The organism is Myxococcus xanthus (assembly GCF_006402735.1).
In the GTDB taxonomy this organism is placed as follows: Bacteria; Myxococcota; Myxococcia; order Myxococcales; family Myxococcaceae; genus Myxococcus; species Myxococcus xanthus_A.
This window is the reverse complement of sequence record NZ_CP017174.1, coordinates 1,730,674-1,746,839: the sequence shown is the minus strand read 5'-3', so window position 1 is coordinate 1,746,839 and position 16,166 is coordinate 1,730,674. Positions and strand designations below refer to the sequence as shown.

Sequence of the window (16,166 nt, the reverse complement as noted above, 5' to 3'; positions counted from 1 at the left end):
CACCAAGAGCCTGTACATGATGACCCTCGGCTGCCCGAAGAACCGGGTGGACTCCGAGGTGATGCTGGGCACGCTGCGCCACCGCGGCTACACGCTGGTGCAGGAGGCGTCCGACGCTCAGGTCATCGTCGTCAACACGTGCGCCTTCATCGGTCCCGCCAAGCAGGAGTCGGTGGACTCCATCCTGGAGATGGCCGAGCTGAAGAAGTCCGGCGCCTGCAAGACGCTGGTGGTGACGGGCTGTCTGTCCCAGCGCTACGGCGAGGAGTTGTCGAAGGAGATGCCGGAGGTCGACCACTTCCTGGGCACCAGCGCCTACGCCCAGATTGGTGACCTGCTGGCCGCCGAGGCCTCGCCGCGTCAGGTGATTCCGGACCCGGACTACATCCACGACGCCAATACGCCGCGCATCAACTCGATGCCGAAGTACACGGCGTACCTCAAGATTTCCGAGGGCTGCGACAACGCCTGCGCCTTCTGCATCATCCCCACCCTGCGCGGCGGTCAGCGCTCGCGGCCCATCGACGACATCGTCGCCGAGGCGAAGCAGCTGGCCGACAGCGGCGTGCAGGAGCTGAACCTCGTCGCGCAGGACTTGACGGCGTATGGGCATGACCTGCCGGGCCGTCCGAAGCTGCACGATTTGCTCAAGGCGCTGGTGCAGGTCGACGTGAAGTGGATTCGCCTCCACTACGCCTACCCGCGCATCTTCCCGGACGAGCTCATCGAGGTGATGGCCTCGGAGCCGAAGATTGCCCGCTACCTGGACATGCCCGTGCAGCACGTCAGCGACAAGCTGCTGCTGTCCATGAAGCGCGGCCGCAACTCGGAGTTCCTCAAGGGCCTGCTGACCAAGCTGCGCGACCGCGTGCCCGGCCTGGTGATGCGCACCTCGCTCATCGTCGGCCTGCCGGGTGAGACGGAAGAGGACTTCGAGATGCTGAAGGAGTTCGTGAAGACGCAGCGCTTCGAGCGCCTGGGCGTCTTCCAGTACTCCGACGAAGAGGGCACCGCCGCCTACGACCTGCCGGACAAGGTGCCGCAGAAGCTCATCGAGCGCCGCTGGCGTGAGGTCATGGCCATCCAGAAGCGCATCAACCGCGAGCAGAACAAGAAGCTCGTGGGCAAGCGCCTGGAGGTGCTGGTGGAAGGCCCCGCGCCGGAGACGGAGCACCTGCTGGTGGGCCGCCACCAGGGCCAGGCGCCGGACATCGACGGCATGGTCTACATCAACGACGGCCTGGCGTACCCGGGGGAGATTGTCACCGTGGAGGTGACGGAAGCCCACGACTACGACCTGGTCGCCCGCGTGGTGGAGCGCCCGGACCCGAAGCAGCGCGAGCACACCGCGCGCGACGCGCACCCGGCCCCGCTGCCGGTGTCGGTGACGCAGCGTCCGGCCCCTCGCGCGGAGTAGGCGCGAAGGCCCCGGACGCCGCGGGAGCCCTCAGCGCGAGGGCTCCTCCAGCACCAGGGTGCGTCCCGGGCTGACGGCGCGCAGGCGTTCGCGCAGCTTCTCCCGGTCCGCCTTCGCCGACTTCGGCGTCGCCGCCAGCTTCTCGTGGAGGTCGCGCGCCGTGGCGTCGTACCAGACCTCGCGCACGGGCCCACCCTCGGCCATGTGCCGCGTCACCCCCGCGAGCAACCGGCAGCAGTCCTCCCAGCCCGCGTCCTGCTGAGGGCCGCCCTGCTCGCGGGTGAAGGCGATGGCGTCATCCAACGTCTTCCCGTCCTGCAGGTAGACATTGATGAGCGCCCGGGCCGCGCGGTTCCCCGCGTCCCGCATGTTGAGCCACAGGAACCACGCCTTGCCCTCAGGCGCGGGCGACTCCACCGCGTAGATTTCGGTGACGGGCGCGGGCGCACCATCCGGCCCGAGGCCCACGAGCCCCGCCTCGGGCGACACGAGCAACACGAACGCATCCACGGGCAGCTTCAGCGTCTGCGCCAGCACCGTTCCCGGCGTCTCCTTCACCAGGCGCCGGGCCAGGTCCGCCGCCACCTCGTAGCGCTGCCGGCCCCGCTCCTCGTGCACCACCAGGTGCCAGTCCCGCAGCACGGCCTGGAGGTTGGTGTGGGCCCACTGCTGGCGGAACTCGTAGGTGTCCACGCCCTTGCGCCGGCAGATGTCGTCCAGCGTGGAGCGAAGCGCATTCAGCATCTCCTCGTCCTTCAACATGTCGACGTAGTGCGTGTGGCCCACGCGCTCCGCGACGCGTTCGATGACGGCCAGCAATCCGAAGCGGATGGCGCCACTTGCGTCCTGCACGGACAACCGGCCCCGCTCCACTTCCTTGGAGAGGGCGTCGTACATCCGCGAGACGCCCTCCTTTTCCAGGTAGCGGCGGGCCAACTCGATGGAGCGGCGCTGTTCGGTGTACTGACGGTCGAACTCGGTGGGAGACGGGCGCATGTGCGCCAGAGGAGAGCGCAGCACCCCCGCCCCTGTCCAGGTAACGCTAACGGGGGTCTTCTGGCTCCAGCTCCCGCTCCTCAGGTGGGGGCTCACGCGAGGGAGCGCCTCGCGCCGGCATGGCCACGCCCTCGCCCAGCGGCGTGGGCTGGCACTCACACACGGTGCGGCGAGAAGCCGTCTCCGTGACGAAGGCACAGGCCGTGGGGCACTCGGGCTGGCGGCCGTCCTCGAACAGGCCCAGCGTGAAGTCTCGCGCGGTGGACAGCGCCGCATGGCAGGCAGGCAGCGTCTGCGCCAGGGAGCGCCAGGGCACGCGGTGCTGCGTCGTCAGACCCCTGCTGGTGGCGGGGAAGCTCAGCCCCACGCCACAGCCACTCACCAGCTTCTGCCCGTCCGGCCCTAGCGGCTCCAGGTGAAGCCGCCCTCCTTCTGGCAGGTCCCGGTACACGGCGCCGCTGATCGAGACGCTGCCATCCGGCTCACGCCGCACATGCAGGCCGTAGCAAGCCTCCTCACGGAAGGTGCCATCGGGCGCGGCGCAATGGCTGGTGGCGGAGCCTTCTGACGTACGGACGCGGGGACGCCGCAGCACCAGGGCACCGCCCTTTGCGTCCAGCGTTGCCGTGAAGCGGCCCCAGACATCCGGCCCCAGGCGGCCCAGGCTGCTCGGCGAGTCCCAGCGCCCGGCGGCCTCCACCACCAGCGGGCGGACACCCAGGCCCTCGGCCACCTCGACTGCGTCCAGCGCGAAGGTTCTCGGCGGCAGGTTCGCGGCCGTTTCGAGCGGCTGAAGCCCCTGTGCCTCGGCGAGCCGCACGGACACTCGCGAGAAGGGCTCACGCGAGCCAAGGACGAAGGGGCCCGTGAGCTCCGCTCCGCCCTGCGTCATCCGCGCGGCCAGCAGGGGCCAGTCGCCCAGCGGCTCGCGGCTGAGCTCCACCACGTGCACCTCGCGCGAGGCCTCCGTGGCGGTCGCTTCCGCCGCGTAGTCGGCGCGTGGACGAGAGGCCGTGAAGGTGACTTCCCGCCGCAGTGGGTCCACGGTGAGCGCGTAGAACTCCAGGACGTCCGCGCCCAGCGTCACGGCGCAGACCTTCTCACCGGACAAGCCCGCGGTGCGCACAGGCGACCGCACCGGGCCCACCGAGAAGGCGGGCAATGGCACCACGGGCCAGGAGCGGAAACCTCCCGCGGGCTCGGGCGCGCGGATGGTGCCTTCGGGGGTGGGAAGCGCGCCGTCGAAGCAGCCTCGCGACACGAGCGAGAGTGGCCGCGCCACGTCCAACACCACCGGCACTGGCCGCGTCCCCAGCTGGCCCGCCACGGTGAGCCGCAGCGCGGGCGAGGCCAGCAGCGGCAGCGTCTGACCATGGAAGCCTTGCGTACGCTCGGCGCTGGCGGCCGGTTCCCGATGGCACCCGGTCCCGGCCAGCCCCATCCACCCCATCAGCAGGAACGCGCGACGCACGCTCCGCAGGTTACTGCTTCTTCGCCTTCGTGAAGTCATCCACGCGGGTGTCGTCCGGCACGTCCAGCTTGAAGCTGTCCGCGTCGAGGCCCACGTTCGTCTTCAGGTTGAGGAAGGAGATGGTGTTCTCGCTGCCGTCCGGGTCCACCACCGTGCTCTTGAGCACCTGGGCCGTGGACGGATCCACCTCCAGGCGCACCTGGCGGAAGCGCGGCTCGTTCTTCAGCGGATCCAACACCAGCAGCGTGCCTTTGCAGTCCTTGCAGGCGCCCTTGGTGATGTTGAACTCGTCCGCGAGCTTTCCCTGGCCGAAGAGGAACGTCACCGACGCGGAGAGCTGGCTGGTGTCCACGTTGGCCACGGTGAGGCTCTGCGCCGCCGGGTCGTACGCGTACACCTTGTTGCCCGCCAGCACGAAGGTGCGCGGCGAGGGCTTCTGGTACTCCCAACGCATCAGGCCGGGCTTCTTGTACGTGACGGTGCCTTCGGACGTCTGCGTGCGCCGGAAGGTCTTGTACTTGTAGTCCTGGCGGAAGCCCGCGCGGAAGTCACCGGTCTTCTCGTAGAAGGACTGCATCCGGTCCACCAAGGACTTCACTTCCGGCGTCATGGGCTTCGCGGCGGCGGGGGCCGCGGGCGCGGCCTGGACCGTCGGAGCGGGCTTCACCGGGGTGGCGGCAGGGGTGGCAGGGGCGGACAGGAGCGTAGCGAGCAGGGCTTCGAAGAACATGGCGTACCTCCATCTAAACCATCCCGACGGGGCCTGGGCCCCGGCATTCATGGGGCCTTCTTGAACAGGCGCTTCCTCTGTTTGATGGCCAGCACGTAGAAGCGCTCACGCAGGGCCTGGGCATCCTCGGGAGACAGGTCTCCCGACTGCCCCAGGTGCTCGTCCCGCCAGGCAATCGCCCGGCTGATGCAGGCGGACGCCGCCGCGGAGATGTTCAGGCTCTGGCTGAAGCCCTTCATGGGGACCCAGAACGTGCCGTCCACGCCGGCCAGCACGTCCTCGCTCACGCCACGCCGCTCGTTGCCGAACACCAGCGCCATCTTCCCGTCGAAGCGCAGGGTGTAGAGGCTGGTGGCCCCCTCCTGGATGGCGGAGGCGTACAGCGAGAAGCCACGGGACTTCAGGTGCTCGCGGCACTCGGCGAACGTCTTGTACAGCTTCACGTCCAGCCACTTGTCGCAGCCCTGCGCCACCCTCGAGTTGGGAACGAAGGGCGCTTCCGGGTTGATGATGATGTGGACTTCCTGCACGCCCATGGACTCGCAGGTGCGCAGCACCGCGGCCATGTTGAAGCTGTCCTCCAGCCGGTCCAGGACCACCGTGAAGTTGCGCGTCCGGTGACTGACGACGCGATCAATCTTCTCCTTGCGCACGTCGAGCAGGAACTGCTCCGGCTCGAACTGCTCCCGCTCGTAGCGCTCGTAGCGCGCACCACCACCCGACATGGACTCAGCTCCTCCCGCCGCCCGACTTGCGCGCCGGAGCACGCTTCGTGGCCGCGGATGACTTCTTCCCCCCGGCCTTGCCCGACGAGCCGCGCTTGCTCGCGGATGCCTTCTTCGCGGTGGCCTTGCCCGACGCGCCACTCTTGCTCGCGGATGCCTTCTTCGCGGCGGACTTCTTCACCGGCGCGGTGCCTGACTTGCGAGCTGGGGCCGTCTTCGTCGCGGCCTTCTTCGCCGCAGCAGTGCCCACCTTGCGCACTGCAGACGTCTTCGCAGCTGCGCCCGCCTTGCGAGCCGGAGCCTTCTTCGCAGCGGCAGAGGTCTTCGTAGCTGCGCCCGCCTTGCGAGCCGGAGCCTTCTTCGTCACGGCCTTCTTCGCAGCCGCAGACGTCTTCGTCGCAGACCTCGTCGCCGCAGCTGCGCCCGCCTTGCGAGCCGGAGCCTTCTTCTCCGCGGCCTTCGCCTTGGCCTTCCCCGCCCGAGCCGCCTTGGCGGGAATCTCCACGTGGAGCTTCTCGGTGCGCCCCGTGAACAGCACCTCCGCCACGGAGTCCATCAGCGGCTGCATGCCCTCGCCGGTGGCGCAGGACACGGGATACACACGGATGCCGCGCGCACGCAGCGCCTCCGTGAAGCCCTCCAGCCGGGCCTGCGCGTCGGGCAGATCCAACTTGTTGGCCGCCACCACCTGCGGCTTGGACGCCAGCTCCGGGCTGTACTTGCCCAGCTCCGCGTTGAGCACGTCGAAGTCGTGCAGCGGCGCGCGGCCCTCGCCCTCCGCCCCCATGTCGATGAGGTGGATCAGCACCTTGCACCGCTCCACGTGGCGCAGGAACTGGTGCCCCAGGCCCACGCCCTCGCTGGCGCCCTCGATGATGCCGGGGATGTCCGCCATCACGAAGGACAGGCCGTCCTTGTACTGGACCATGCCCAGGTTGGGGACCAGCGTGGTGAAGGGATAGTCGGCAACCTTCGGCCGAGCCCGGCTCACGCGGGAGATGAACGTGCTCTTGCCCGCGTTGGGGAAGCCCAGCAGTCCCACGTCCGCCAGCAGCTTCAGCTCCAGCCGGAGCGTCAGCTCCTCGCCCTTCGTCCCATCCTGGGCGAAGCGCGGCGTCTGCCGGGTGGAGGTGGCGAAGTTCATGTTGCCCAGGCCGCCGCGCCCGCCCTTCGCCGCCACCCAGCGCTGGCCGTCCTCGCTCAGGTCGACCAGCAGCTCCTCGGTGTGGGCGTCCTTCACCAGCGTGCCCACGGGCACCTTGAGCACCATGTCCTCGGCGGCGCGACCGTTACAGTCGCTGCCCATGCCGTGCTCGCCATTCTTGGCGCGGTGGTGCTGCTGGTAGCGGTAGTCGAGCAGCGTCGTGAGCTGAGGATCCGCCACGAAGACGACGGAGCCGCCGTTGCCACCGTCCCCGCCATTGGGGCCACCGCGCTCGATGTACTTCTCCCGCCGGAACGAGACGGAGCCGTTGCCGCCATCCCCCGCCTTCACGAAGATGCGGACCTCGTCGACGAACTTCATCTGGAACTCCTGGATAAACGAAGAGCGGGCCGCCCTCGCATCCCGCTGCCGGAAGGGCGCGTGGACTGGAGAAGCGACCCGCTCGTGGGTGCCGCACGGTTGCCGGCCTCAAGGGCCGGCCAGCCGTCAGGCGATCGCCTGCTCAGCGGCGGCCGGGTAGACCGAAACCTTCTTCCGGTCGCGGCCCAGGCGCTCGTACTTCACCACGCCGTCCACCACCGAGTAGAGGGTGAAGTCGCGGCCGAGCTTCACGTTGGCGCCGGCGTGGATGACCGTGCCGACCTGGCGAACGAGGATGCTGCCCGCCGACACCGTCTCACCGCCGTACACCTTCACGCCACGATACTGCGGGTTGGAATCGCGACCGTTGCGCGAAGAACCCTGTCCTTTTTTATGAGCCATGACACCGTGCTCCTGAAGTTTGAGGTGAAACCGCCCAGACTAGCCGGCGATGGAGGTGACCTTCACCTCGGTGTACGGCTGACGGTGACCGCGGCGGCGGGTCCAGCCCTCCTTCTCCTTCCGGAAGTGGAGGACGCGGCGGTGCTTGTCCTGAGCCAGGACCTTGCCCACGACCTTCGCGCCGGCGACGGTCGGCTGGCCCACCTTCGGGCTCTCCGAACCACCGACCAGCAGAATCTCCGTGAAGGTCACTTCGGCCCCGACGTCGCCCGCGATCTTCTCGATCCGGACCACATCGCCCTCGGCGACGCGGTACTGCTTCCCGCCCGTGCGAATCACTGCGTACATCGTCAAACCCCTGTCATCTGTCGGGTTGGGTCAACCCGTGGAATCGACCGCGCATTTCGGACGGGTGGACCATCCAATCGCGCCAAAGGCGGCGGGATTTACGGGAGATACCCTGGGGAGTCAAGGCGGTTGAAGGATCAGAACGCGACTCCCCGGCCGTTTACTCGACCCCTGGGTCAATGCTAACTCGGAAACCGGGCTTTCGGCCGCCCTTCCGCAACCCGGCCTCTTAACCTCGTCCAGAGGGGGACACTATGAAGAAGCTCCTGATCGGCCTCGTGGCCAGCAGCGCCCTTGCCTTCGGCACCGGCTGTGGCGGTGGCGATGATGACCTTTGCGAAGACCTGTACAACAGCAGCAACGAGGTTGACAAAAAGGGCCGTGCCTGCGGAGTTACTGGACTATCGGATAACGAGATGGACGCCGCCATCCAGCAATGCAAGAGCGGCCTCGACAAGTGCACCGATAGCGACAAGGAGAAGATCGAGCGAGCCGTCAAGTGCCTCGACGGGGTCAACACCTGCTCCGAGGGCAACGAGATGCAGTACTTTGGCGAACTGATCGGCTGTGCGGCACAGCTCTCCGGGATCAGCGAGGCCTGCCGGGCCGCTGTTACCGTGGAAGACCTGGACGAAGAGCCGTAATTTCGAGCGACCTTCCATCCCAGGAAATGGTCCAGGGCCCGGCTCCTTCTTCAAGGTGACCGGGCCCTGTCATGTCCGGCCGCCGCTGTCGCCCGCCCGCCCAGCACCCGGCGGAGCCGCCGGTAGCGCTGGAGCATGTCCACCTCCAGCGGCGCGAGCTTCAGCCCCCGTTCGTACTGCTCCAGCGCCTGGGAGAGCTGGCCGTCGCGCTCCAGCGCGCCACCAGACTGGAAGTGGATCCGCGCCGTGCCCATGGCCTGGGGCCTGCGCGCCAGGAACTCGCGCCGCAGGGACTCCAGTTGCTCGGCGGTCAGCCCGGCTTCCAGGCACTTCGCCACCCCGCGGTGATTGCCGCGCCAGGCATCGTAGAGGGCCCGCTGCACCGTGGCGCCCAACGCCTCGGCCGCCTCGCGGACGCGTACGCGCAACGCGTCCACCTGCGCGCGTTGGGGAGGCGTCAGCGAGTGCTGTTCCAGGGACTCCAGCGAGCGCCAGGCCTCGCGGGTCCGCAGGCGCACCGTGCCCATGTCCGAGTCCGGCTCCAGCGCCAGCACCGCATACGCGTCTCCCGCCGAGCGCTGACGCCAGGCCTCCAGCAGGCGCGCCACGGCCGGGTCTTCCGTGGGCGGAACTTGCGGGACAGCACGTACCGGCTCGCCCTGGAGGAGCGCATCCACCGCGGCCTTGAGCACGGCGGTGGCCTCCACGAACTGGACGCCGAAGCCAGTGGGCATCCCCCAGACGCGCGCTTGCGCGGGCGGAACGAGCCGCACCACTTCACACATGACCGACAGGGGCCCGGACGCCAGCTCCAGCACCACGGGCAGCCGCGAGCACAGCGGCGGCAGTACGCGCCCACCGTGAAGGAACAAGCCACCCCGGGACAGGCCACTGCCCCTGAGCCGCACAGGGCTTTCCCCTGGCCGCAGCACGACCTGCACCGGCACTTCCACGGTGGAGGCGCGGGGCGCCGTCGGCACGGCGGGGGCAAGACGCCGCTGGGACGTGCTCGCGAGCAAGGAAGGCACCTGCCCCGCCCGCGCGCCCACGGCAAGCCGCCCCCGCGCCTGGCCTTCGGTGGGCATTCCTGGCGCGACGGGCGCCCGCTCGAGCACCGCGAGTCCTCCGGGACTCGTCTTCCGCGCCGACACGCGCACGTGCTCGGCGAGCGCCACCTGCAGCGCGTTCCGGAACGATGCGATGGAGGCGTATCGGTCCTCGGGCTTCTTGGCCAGGGCGCGCAGGATGACGTGCTCCAACGCGGCGGACACGGCCGGGTACACGGAGCGGGGGGGCGGCGGTGGCCGCAGCTGATGGGCCACCAGCTGCGCGGCCAGTCCCTCATCGTTGAAGGGAAGCCGGCCGGTGAGGAGCTGGTAGGCGATGACACCCAGCGCATACAGGTCCGCGCGGCCATCCACGCCGCGCCCCATGGACTGCTCGGGGGCCATGTACTCGGGCGTCCCCACGATGATGCCCGCGTGCGTCTGGGGCATGTGCGCGTCCGCCAGCTTGGCGATGCCGAAGTCCAGCACCTTGACGAAGGGCGCGTTGCGCTTGCGCCGGACCAGGAAGATGTTGTCCGGCTTCAGGTCGCGGTGGACGATGCCTCGCGCATGCGCGGCATGGAGCGCGTCGCACACCTGCGACAGCACCGAGACGACCGCGCCCGCGGCCAGGGGCGTCCCCACCCACGCGGACAACGGCGCCCCATCCAGGAACTCCATGATGAGGTAGGGGCGCGGCGGCGTGGCATCCATGTCGAAGATGCTGACGATGTTCTCGTGGCCGATGAGGTTCACCGCCCGCGCCTCCGCATGGAAGCGCTGGACCAGCTCCGGGTACATCGTCAGGTGCGCGTGCAGCACCTTCACCGCGACCCGGCTGCCAATGGAGACGTGCTCGCCCAGGTAGACGGCCCCCATGCCACCCCGGCCCAGGCGCCGCACCAGCCGGAAGCTGCCGCACCGGACGCCCACCAGGGGGTCCTGCGCCTCCACCACGGGGGCACACCTGGGACGCGCCGTTCCCCCGGCCCCCACGTCCGCGCGCACCAGCGTCGAACACGAGGCATCCGCCCCATGCCGCCGGCCACACGCCCCACACCCACCACCGCTGCTCACCTCGGGCATCCGCCTCCCCCCAACCTGCTCGCCCAACATGGACTCCGGGAGCACTGACTTCCACAGAGGATGAGGGCGGATGTCCGATGGTGCCGCACCCTCGAAGCCACAGTCGGAGAACAGGGTCCTCTGGCGGACGCTGTGCGTGCCGACAATCCATCACGGTGGTTAGAGTGCGGCGCCATGTCGCCAACCCAGCGCCGCATCCCCGTCGTCAACCTGTCCCATTACCGCACGGGCACGCCCCAGGAGCGCGCCCGCTTCGTTCAGGTGTTCGGCGACGGCATCAAGGAGTTCGGCTTCGTCACGGTGGAAGGCCACGGCATCGACGACGGCCTCATCCGCCGCACGTACACGGACGTGGAGCGCTTCTTCGCCCTGCCCGAGGCCACCAAGGCCCAGTACGCCCAAGCGGGGCACGGCGGCCAGCGCGGCTACATCGGCTATGGCCAGGAGCACGCGAAGAACCGCCAGGTGGGGGACCTGAAGGAGTTCTGGCACGTGGGCCGCGAGCTGCCGCCTGACCACCAGTACCACGCGCTCTACGGTCCCAACGTGTGGCCCACCGAGGTGTCCACCTTCCGCGAGCACACGCTGTCGCTCTTCAACGCGCTGGATGGCGCGGCGGGCGTCATGCTCCAGGCGCTCGCCGAGTACTTTGGCGTGGCGCGCGACACCTTCAGCGGCATGGCCACGGACGGCAACTCCGTGCTGCGGCTCATCCACTACCCGCCGCTGAAGGAGCGCTTCATCCCGGGGGGCGTGCGCGCCGCCGAGCATGAGGACATCAACCTCATCACCCTGCTCTGCGAGGGCACCGCGTCCGGCCTGGAGCTGCTCACCCGCGACGGGGAATGGCTGCCGGTGGACACGCTGCGCGGACAGATTGTCGTCGACTCGGGCGACATGCTCAGCCGCGTGACGAACGAAATCATCCCCGCCACCACGCACCGGGTGGTGAACCCGCGCAGCAAGGAAGAGGACACGGTGCGCTACTCGATGCCCTTCTTCGTCCATCCCTACGCGGACTGCGTGCTCCAAGCGCTGCCCTGCACCCAGACGGCGGACACCCCGGCGCGCCACGCGCCCATCACCGCGGATGCCTTCCTCAAGCAGCGGCTGCGCGAGAATGGCCTCCTGAAGTAACGCACCGTGGACACGGCCACCGACATCGTCGAACTGTTCGCCCTCCAGCCCCGCGTCTCGCTGGAGGACTACGCCTCTCCGGCCGCCTTCGCCGCGCGACACCGTGCGCTGGCGGCGAAGGTGGATGCCCTGCGCGCCCGGGATGCGGCAGGCCAGCCGCGCTACCCGGCGCTCGTCGTGTGGCCGGAGTCGGTGGGGGCACCGCTGCTGTTCCTGGGCCACGTGCACCGCGTGCGACGAAGCACCTCACTCCAGGGTGCACTGAAACGCGTGGTCCTCTCCGAGGTCTGGGGCGTGTGGAATGCCTGGAGCGACTTCCGGCCGCCGTCGCTGACGGAGTGCCTCTACGCCGCGCGAGCGCCCCTCGTGCACCGGACGCTGTGGAACACCTTCTCTGGCATCGCGCGGGATTTCGGCCTGTGGGTGGTGGCGGGCAGTGCGCTGCTGCCCGCCAGCCGCCGGGGGGAGGACTCGCCAGACTTCGAGCCCTTCAGCGCTCGCACCTACAACACCAGCTACACCTTCTCCCCCGAAGGCAACTGCGTCGCGGCCTCGCGCAAGGCCAATCTGGTGCCCTCCTGGGAGGACGGGCTGCACCTCAGCCCTGGCCGCCCGGAGGACCTGCCCGTGCTCCAGACGCCCTTCGGCAAGCTGGCGACCCTCATCGGCTATGACGGCTTCGCCCAGCCGCATACCCGCGACGAGCCCTGGTTCGTCCCCTGCGCGCAATACCTCGACGCCATGCGAGTGGACGTCCTCGCCCATCCCGACCTCCACGCCGGGCCGTGGACACGCCCTGCCCAAGGCGAGCGCTGGCGACACGAAGGCCTGCCCGCGCAGCTGCGCACGCTCCGGAACGTGCGCTACGTGGTGAGCGCGCAGCAGGTGGGCAGTCTGCTCGGCGGCACCTTCGAGGCCACCTCGCACATCCTGGAGCGCACGGCCTCCGGCGACGTGCGAGTGCTCGCCCAGGCCCAGACGACGCAAGAGGAGGACGTGGTGCACGCCACCGTGCCCACCACGGCACCAGGCACGCCTTAGTCGCCGAGCTTCTTCTTCAGCAGTTCGTTGACCAGGGCGGGGTTGCCCTTGCCCTTCATGGCCCGCATCACCTGGCCCACGAAGAAGCCGAACACCTGCTTCTTGCCAGCGCGGTACTTCTCAATCTCCCCCGCGTTCTTCGCGAGGATGTCGTCCACCACCGCCTCGATGGCGCCGGTGTCGCTCACCTGGGCCAGGCCCTTCTCCGCGATGATGTCCGCGGGGGCCTTGCCCGTGCGGAACATCTCCCCGAGCACATCCTTGCCCGCGTTGGCGGACACCGTGCCCTGGTCGACGGCGCCCAGCAGCGCCCCCAGCTGCGCCGGCGTGAAGCGCAGCGCGGACAGTGGCGTGCCCTCCTCCTTCAGCAGGCGCATCAGCTCGCCGAGGAACCAGTTGGAGAGCTTCTTGTAGTCCTTGTAGTGCCCGGCGCAGGCCTCGAAGTAGTCGGCCAGCGGACGCTCGGCGGTGAGGATGCGGGCGTCATACGCGGGCAGCCCGTACTGGCTGATGAAGCGCTGGAGCTTCGCGCGAGGCAGCTCCGGCAGCGCCTTCGCCGCGGCGTCGATGGCCTCCGCGCTCACGTGCAGCGGCGGCAGGTCCGGCTCCGGGAAGTACCGGTAGTCGTGCGCCTCCTCCTTGCTGCGCATGGAGCGGGTGACGCCCTTGTTCACGTCCCATAGGCGCGTCTCCTGCACCACCTTGCCGCCCGACTCGATGACGTCCACCTGCCGGGCAATCTCGTACTCGATGGCCTGCTTGAGGAAGCGGAACGAGTTGAGGTTCTTCAGCTCGCAGCGCTGGCCGAACGTGGTGGAGCCCTTCGGCATCACCGACACGTTGGCGTCACAGCGGAAGCTGCCCTCCTCCAGGTTGCCGTCGTTGACGCCCAGGTAGACGAGCACGTCCCGCATCGACTTGAGGTACTCCACCGCCTCGTCCGCGTCGCGCAGGTCCGGCTGGCTGACGATTTCGAGCAGCGGCACCCCCGCGCGGTTGAGGTCCACCAGGCTCTGGCCCCCACCGGCGTCATGCACGCTCTTGCCCGCGTCCTCTTCCATGTGGATGCGGAGGATGCGGATGGTCTTCTCGCCCTGCGGCGTGTCGATGACGAGCCGACCGTGCTCACAGATGGGCTGGTCGAACTGCGTAATCTGGTAGCCCTTGGGCAGGTCCGGATAGAAGTAGTTCTTCCGGCTCCACACGCTCGTCGGGCGGATGGTGCACTCCAACGCCAGGCCCGTGCGCACGGCGAACTCCGCCACGCGCTGGTTGAGCACCGGCAGCACACCGGGCATGCCCAGGCACACCGGACAGGTGTTGCGGTTGGGCTCGGCGCCGAACGCGGTGGAGCAGCCACAGAAAATCTTGGACTGCGTGAGGAGCTGCGCGTGGACCTCGAGGCCGATGACGGGCTGGAAATCGCTCACGGGCATGGCGGTGTCACCAGGGCGGACGCTCGCGGGCCCTACAGGGGCGCGGAGCGACGGAAGAAGTCGTGCTCGCGCTCGTACGCGCGGGCGATTCGCAGCAGGCCAGCCTCGTCGAAGGGCCGTCCCAGAATCTGCAGGCCCACGGGCAGGCCCGCCTTCGTGAAGCCGCAGGGCACCGACAGGCCGGGCAGGCCCGCCAGGTTGCAAGGCAGCGTGTAGATGTCCATGAGGTACATGGACAGCGGGTCCTCCACCTTCTCACCCAGCTTGAAGGCCGGCACCGGCGAGGTGGGTGACAGCAGCGCGTCCACTTGCTGGAACGCCCGCGTGAAGTCCTCGCGGATGAGCGTGCGGACCTTCTGCGCGCGCAGGTAGTGAGCGTCGTAGTAGCCGGAGGACAGCGCGAAGGTCCCCAGCATGATGCGGCGCTTCACCTCCGCGCCGAAGCCCTGCTCCCGCGTCAGCGCGTACACATCCCGCAGGCTGCGCGCGTCCTTCGCCCGCAGGCCGAAGCGCACGCCATCGTAACGAGCCAGGTTGCTGGACGCCTCCGCGGGCGCGATGAGGTAGTACGTCGCCAGCGCGTACTTCGTGTGGGGCAGCGACACGTCCACCAGCGTCGCGCCCAGACGCTCGTACTCGCGCAGGGCCTCGCGCACCGCGGCCTCCACCTCCGGGTCCATGCCCTCGGTGAAGTACTCGCGCGGAACGCCCAGCTTCAGGCCCCGCACGCCAGCCTCCAGGTCCGCCGAATAATCCGGCACGGGCGCGTCCGCGGACGTGGCGTCCCGTGCGTCCGGCCGCGCAATCACCTGGAGCAGCGCCGCCGCGTCCGCCACCGTGCGCGTCATCGGGCCCGGCTGGTCCAGCGACGAAGCGAAGGCGATGACGCCAAAACGCGACACCCGGCCGTAGGTGGGCTTCAGCCCCACGGTGTTGGTGAGCGCCGCGGGCTGGCGGATGGAGCCGCCCGTGTCCGTTCCCAGCGCGCCGAACACCTCGCGCGCGGCCACCGCCGCCGCCGAGCCACCTGACGAACCGCCCGGCGTGCGCGACACATCCCACGGGTTGTGGCAGGGGAAGAAGGCGCTGGATTCGTTGGACGAGCCCATCGCGAACTCATCCATGTTCAGCTTGCCCACCAGCGGCAGGCCCGCCTCCTTCAGCAGGCGCACCACCGTGGCGTCATAGGGCGGAACGAAGCCCTCCAGGATGCGCGAGCCGGCGGTGGTCTCCACGCCCTCGGTGAGGAAGATGTCCTTGAGCCCCAACGGCACGCCGTCCAGGGCACTGGCGGGACTGCCCGACTTGCGGCGCACGTCACTGGCGCGAGCGGCGGCCAGGGCACCGGCTTCATCCACGCGCAAGAAGGCGCGCACCTTCGGATCCACCTGCTGGATGCGCGCCAGGCTCGCGCGGGTGGCCTCCTCGGAGGAGACCTCTCCCGCGGCCAGCTTCGCGGCCAGCTCCAGCATCGTGAGGTCCGTGAGCTGCATGGCGTGGAATCTCCGGGACTACTCGATGATTTTCGGCACGGCGAAGGACGTGTCCGACTTCGCCGGCGCGTTGGCCAGGGACTTCTCTGGTGGCAGGGACGGCCGCGTCACGTCCTCACGCAACCGTGAGGACGTGAGCGTGGCGTGGGAAGTGGGCTCCACGGACTCCACGTCGAGCGACTGGAGCTGCTCCACCGCGTCCAGCACCGCGGACAGCTGGGTGGTGAAGCGCTGCTCCTCTTCCGGAGTCAGCGACAGCCGCGCCAGTGTGGCCACATGGCGCACCTGCTCGAGCGTGAGCGCCACGGCGGCCTACTTCTTCTTGAAGAGGTTGAGGATGGCCCCCATCACCTTGCCACTGCCCTCGTGGCCGTGCTGGGCGACCAGCTGGTCCAGCTCCCCGGCGTCCAGGAAGATGCCGTGGCAGTTGAAGCAGGTCTCGATTTCGACATTCCCCTGCTTCAGCGTCTGGAGGTCCATGCCGCACTTGGGGCACTTCATCCAGTGGAGCTTCTTGAGCTCCTCGCGCTGCTGCGCCGCGTTCGCCGCGGCCTGCTCCAGGGCCAGCTTGCGCTTCTTCTCAATCTCCTCCCGGGCGAAGTACTCCTCCTCGGTGGATGACGGCTTGTCGGTACGAGCGTCGGCCATGTGATGTTCCTCCACGAAGTC

16 protein-coding genes are annotated in these 16,166 nt (G+C 69.0%); 4 read left to right on the top strand and 12 right to left on the bottom strand.

Going from position 1 to position 16,166, the window contains the following annotated elements; all coding sequences use genetic code 11:
* Positions 1-19 precede the first annotated feature (19 nt).
* Positions 20-1,417: a 30S ribosomal protein S12 methylthiotransferase RimO gene (gene rimO / locus BHS09_RS07425; RefSeq protein ID WP_418764037.1), complete on the top strand. Its 1,398-nt coding sequence runs from the start codon at positions 20-22 to the stop codon at positions 1,415-1,417.
* A 30-nt stretch (positions 1,418-1,447) separates the two neighbouring features.
* Here rimO and BHS09_RS07420 read toward each other — a convergent pair whose 3' ends face one another.
* From BHS09_RS07420 to rplU, 7 genes are all read right to left on the bottom strand, one after another.
* A complete protein-coding gene (locus BHS09_RS07420; RefSeq protein ID WP_140788539.1) occupies positions 1,448-2,437 on the bottom strand; it encodes a hypothetical protein in 990 nt (329 codons plus the stop codon).
* A 22-nt stretch (positions 2,438-2,459) separates the two neighbouring features.
* Positions 2,460-3,884 (bottom strand): hypothetical protein, encoded by a 1,425-nt coding sequence (locus BHS09_RS07415; RefSeq protein WP_237078108.1) that lies wholly within the window; start codon positions 3,882-3,884, stop codon positions 2,460-2,462.
* 10 nt (positions 3,885-3,894) lie between these two features.
* A complete protein-coding gene (lolA, locus tag BHS09_RS07410; protein WP_140788535.1) occupies positions 3,895-4,614 on the bottom strand; it encodes an outer membrane lipoprotein periplasmic chaperone LolA in 720 nt (239 codons plus the stop codon).
* A gap of 47 nt (positions 4,615-4,661) precedes the next feature.
* Positions 4,662-5,339, bottom strand: coding sequence for a TrmH family RNA methyltransferase (locus BHS09_RS07405; protein WP_090484423.1), 678 nt, complete (start codon positions 5,337-5,339; stop codon positions 4,662-4,664).
* A 4-nt stretch (positions 5,340-5,343) separates the two neighbouring features.
* Entirely contained in the window at positions 5,344-6,864 is a 1,521-nt protein-coding gene (gene obgE / locus BHS09_RS07400) for a GTPase ObgE (protein ID WP_140788533.1), read from the bottom strand.
* A gap of 126 nt (positions 6,865-6,990) precedes the next feature.
* On the bottom strand, positions 6,991-7,266 hold the full coding sequence (gene rpmA, locus BHS09_RS07395) for a 50S ribosomal protein L27 (protein WP_140797518.1): 276 nt from the start codon (positions 7,264-7,266) through the stop codon (positions 6,991-6,993).
* A gap of 39 nt (positions 7,267-7,305) precedes the next feature.
* Complete coding sequence (gene rplU / locus BHS09_RS07390) at positions 7,306-7,614, bottom strand: 50S ribosomal protein L21 (protein WP_026113820.1); 309 nt, start codon at positions 7,612-7,614, stop codon at positions 7,306-7,308.
* Positions 7,615-7,868: 254 nt separating this feature from the next.
* Between rplU and BHS09_RS07385 the strand changes: the two genes are divergently transcribed.
* The gene (locus tag BHS09_RS07385) at positions 7,869-8,258 is read left to right on the top strand and encodes a hypothetical protein (RefSeq protein ID WP_140788531.1); all 390 of its coding nucleotides are present in this window, start codon (positions 7,869-7,871) and stop codon (positions 8,256-8,258) included.
* A gap of 50 nt (positions 8,259-8,308) precedes the next feature.
* Here the strand turns inward: BHS09_RS07385 and BHS09_RS07380 are convergent, their stop codons facing one another.
* Positions 8,309-10,390, bottom strand: a complete 2,082-nt coding sequence (locus tag BHS09_RS07380; RefSeq protein WP_174260504.1) for a serine/threonine-protein kinase — start codon at positions 10,388-10,390, stop codon at positions 8,309-8,311.
* Between the two features lie 174 nt (positions 10,391-10,564).
* Here BHS09_RS07380 and BHS09_RS07375 point away from each other — a divergent pair, with 174 nt between their 5' ends.
* Together BHS09_RS07375 and BHS09_RS07370 are read left to right on the top strand one after the other, a co-directional pair.
* On the top strand, positions 10,565-11,527 hold the full coding sequence (locus tag BHS09_RS07375) for an isopenicillin N synthase family dioxygenase (protein WP_140797517.1): 963 nt from the start codon (positions 10,565-10,567) through the stop codon (positions 11,525-11,527).
* Between the two features lie 6 nt (positions 11,528-11,533).
* Positions 11,534-12,568 (top strand): carbon-nitrogen hydrolase family protein, encoded by a 1,035-nt coding sequence (locus BHS09_RS07370; protein ID WP_140797516.1) that lies wholly within the window; start codon positions 11,534-11,536, stop codon positions 12,566-12,568.
* Here the strand turns inward: BHS09_RS07370 and gatB are convergent.
* Genes gatB through BHS09_RS07350 form a run of 4 tightly spaced genes read right to left on the bottom strand, consistent with a single transcriptional unit; the run spans position 12,565 to position 16,145 of the window.
* The gene (gatB, locus tag BHS09_RS07365; protein WP_140788526.1) at positions 12,565-14,004 is read right to left on the bottom strand and encodes an Asp-tRNA(Asn)/Glu-tRNA(Gln) amidotransferase subunit GatB; all 1,440 of its coding nucleotides are present in this window, start codon (positions 14,002-14,004) and stop codon (positions 12,565-12,567) included. The two genes, BHS09_RS07370 and gatB, sit on opposite strands and share 4 nt — an antisense overlap.
* 32 nt (positions 14,005-14,036) lie before the next feature.
* Positions 14,037-15,497 (bottom strand): Asp-tRNA(Asn)/Glu-tRNA(Gln) amidotransferase subunit GatA, encoded by a 1,461-nt coding sequence (gene gatA, locus BHS09_RS07360; protein WP_140797515.1) that lies wholly within the window; start codon positions 15,495-15,497, stop codon positions 14,037-14,039.
* Positions 15,498-15,515: 18 nt separating this feature from the next.
* A complete protein-coding gene (gene gatC, locus BHS09_RS07355) occupies positions 15,516-15,803 on the bottom strand; it encodes an Asp-tRNA(Asn)/Glu-tRNA(Gln) amidotransferase subunit GatC (protein WP_140788522.1) in 288 nt (95 codons plus the stop codon).
* A gap of 6 nt (positions 15,804-15,809) precedes the next feature.
* On the bottom strand, positions 15,810-16,145 hold the full coding sequence (locus tag BHS09_RS07350; protein ID WP_140788520.1) for a TFIIB-type zinc ribbon-containing protein: 336 nt from the start codon (positions 16,143-16,145) through the stop codon (positions 15,810-15,812).
* Positions 16,146-16,166: the final 21 nt, after the last annotated feature.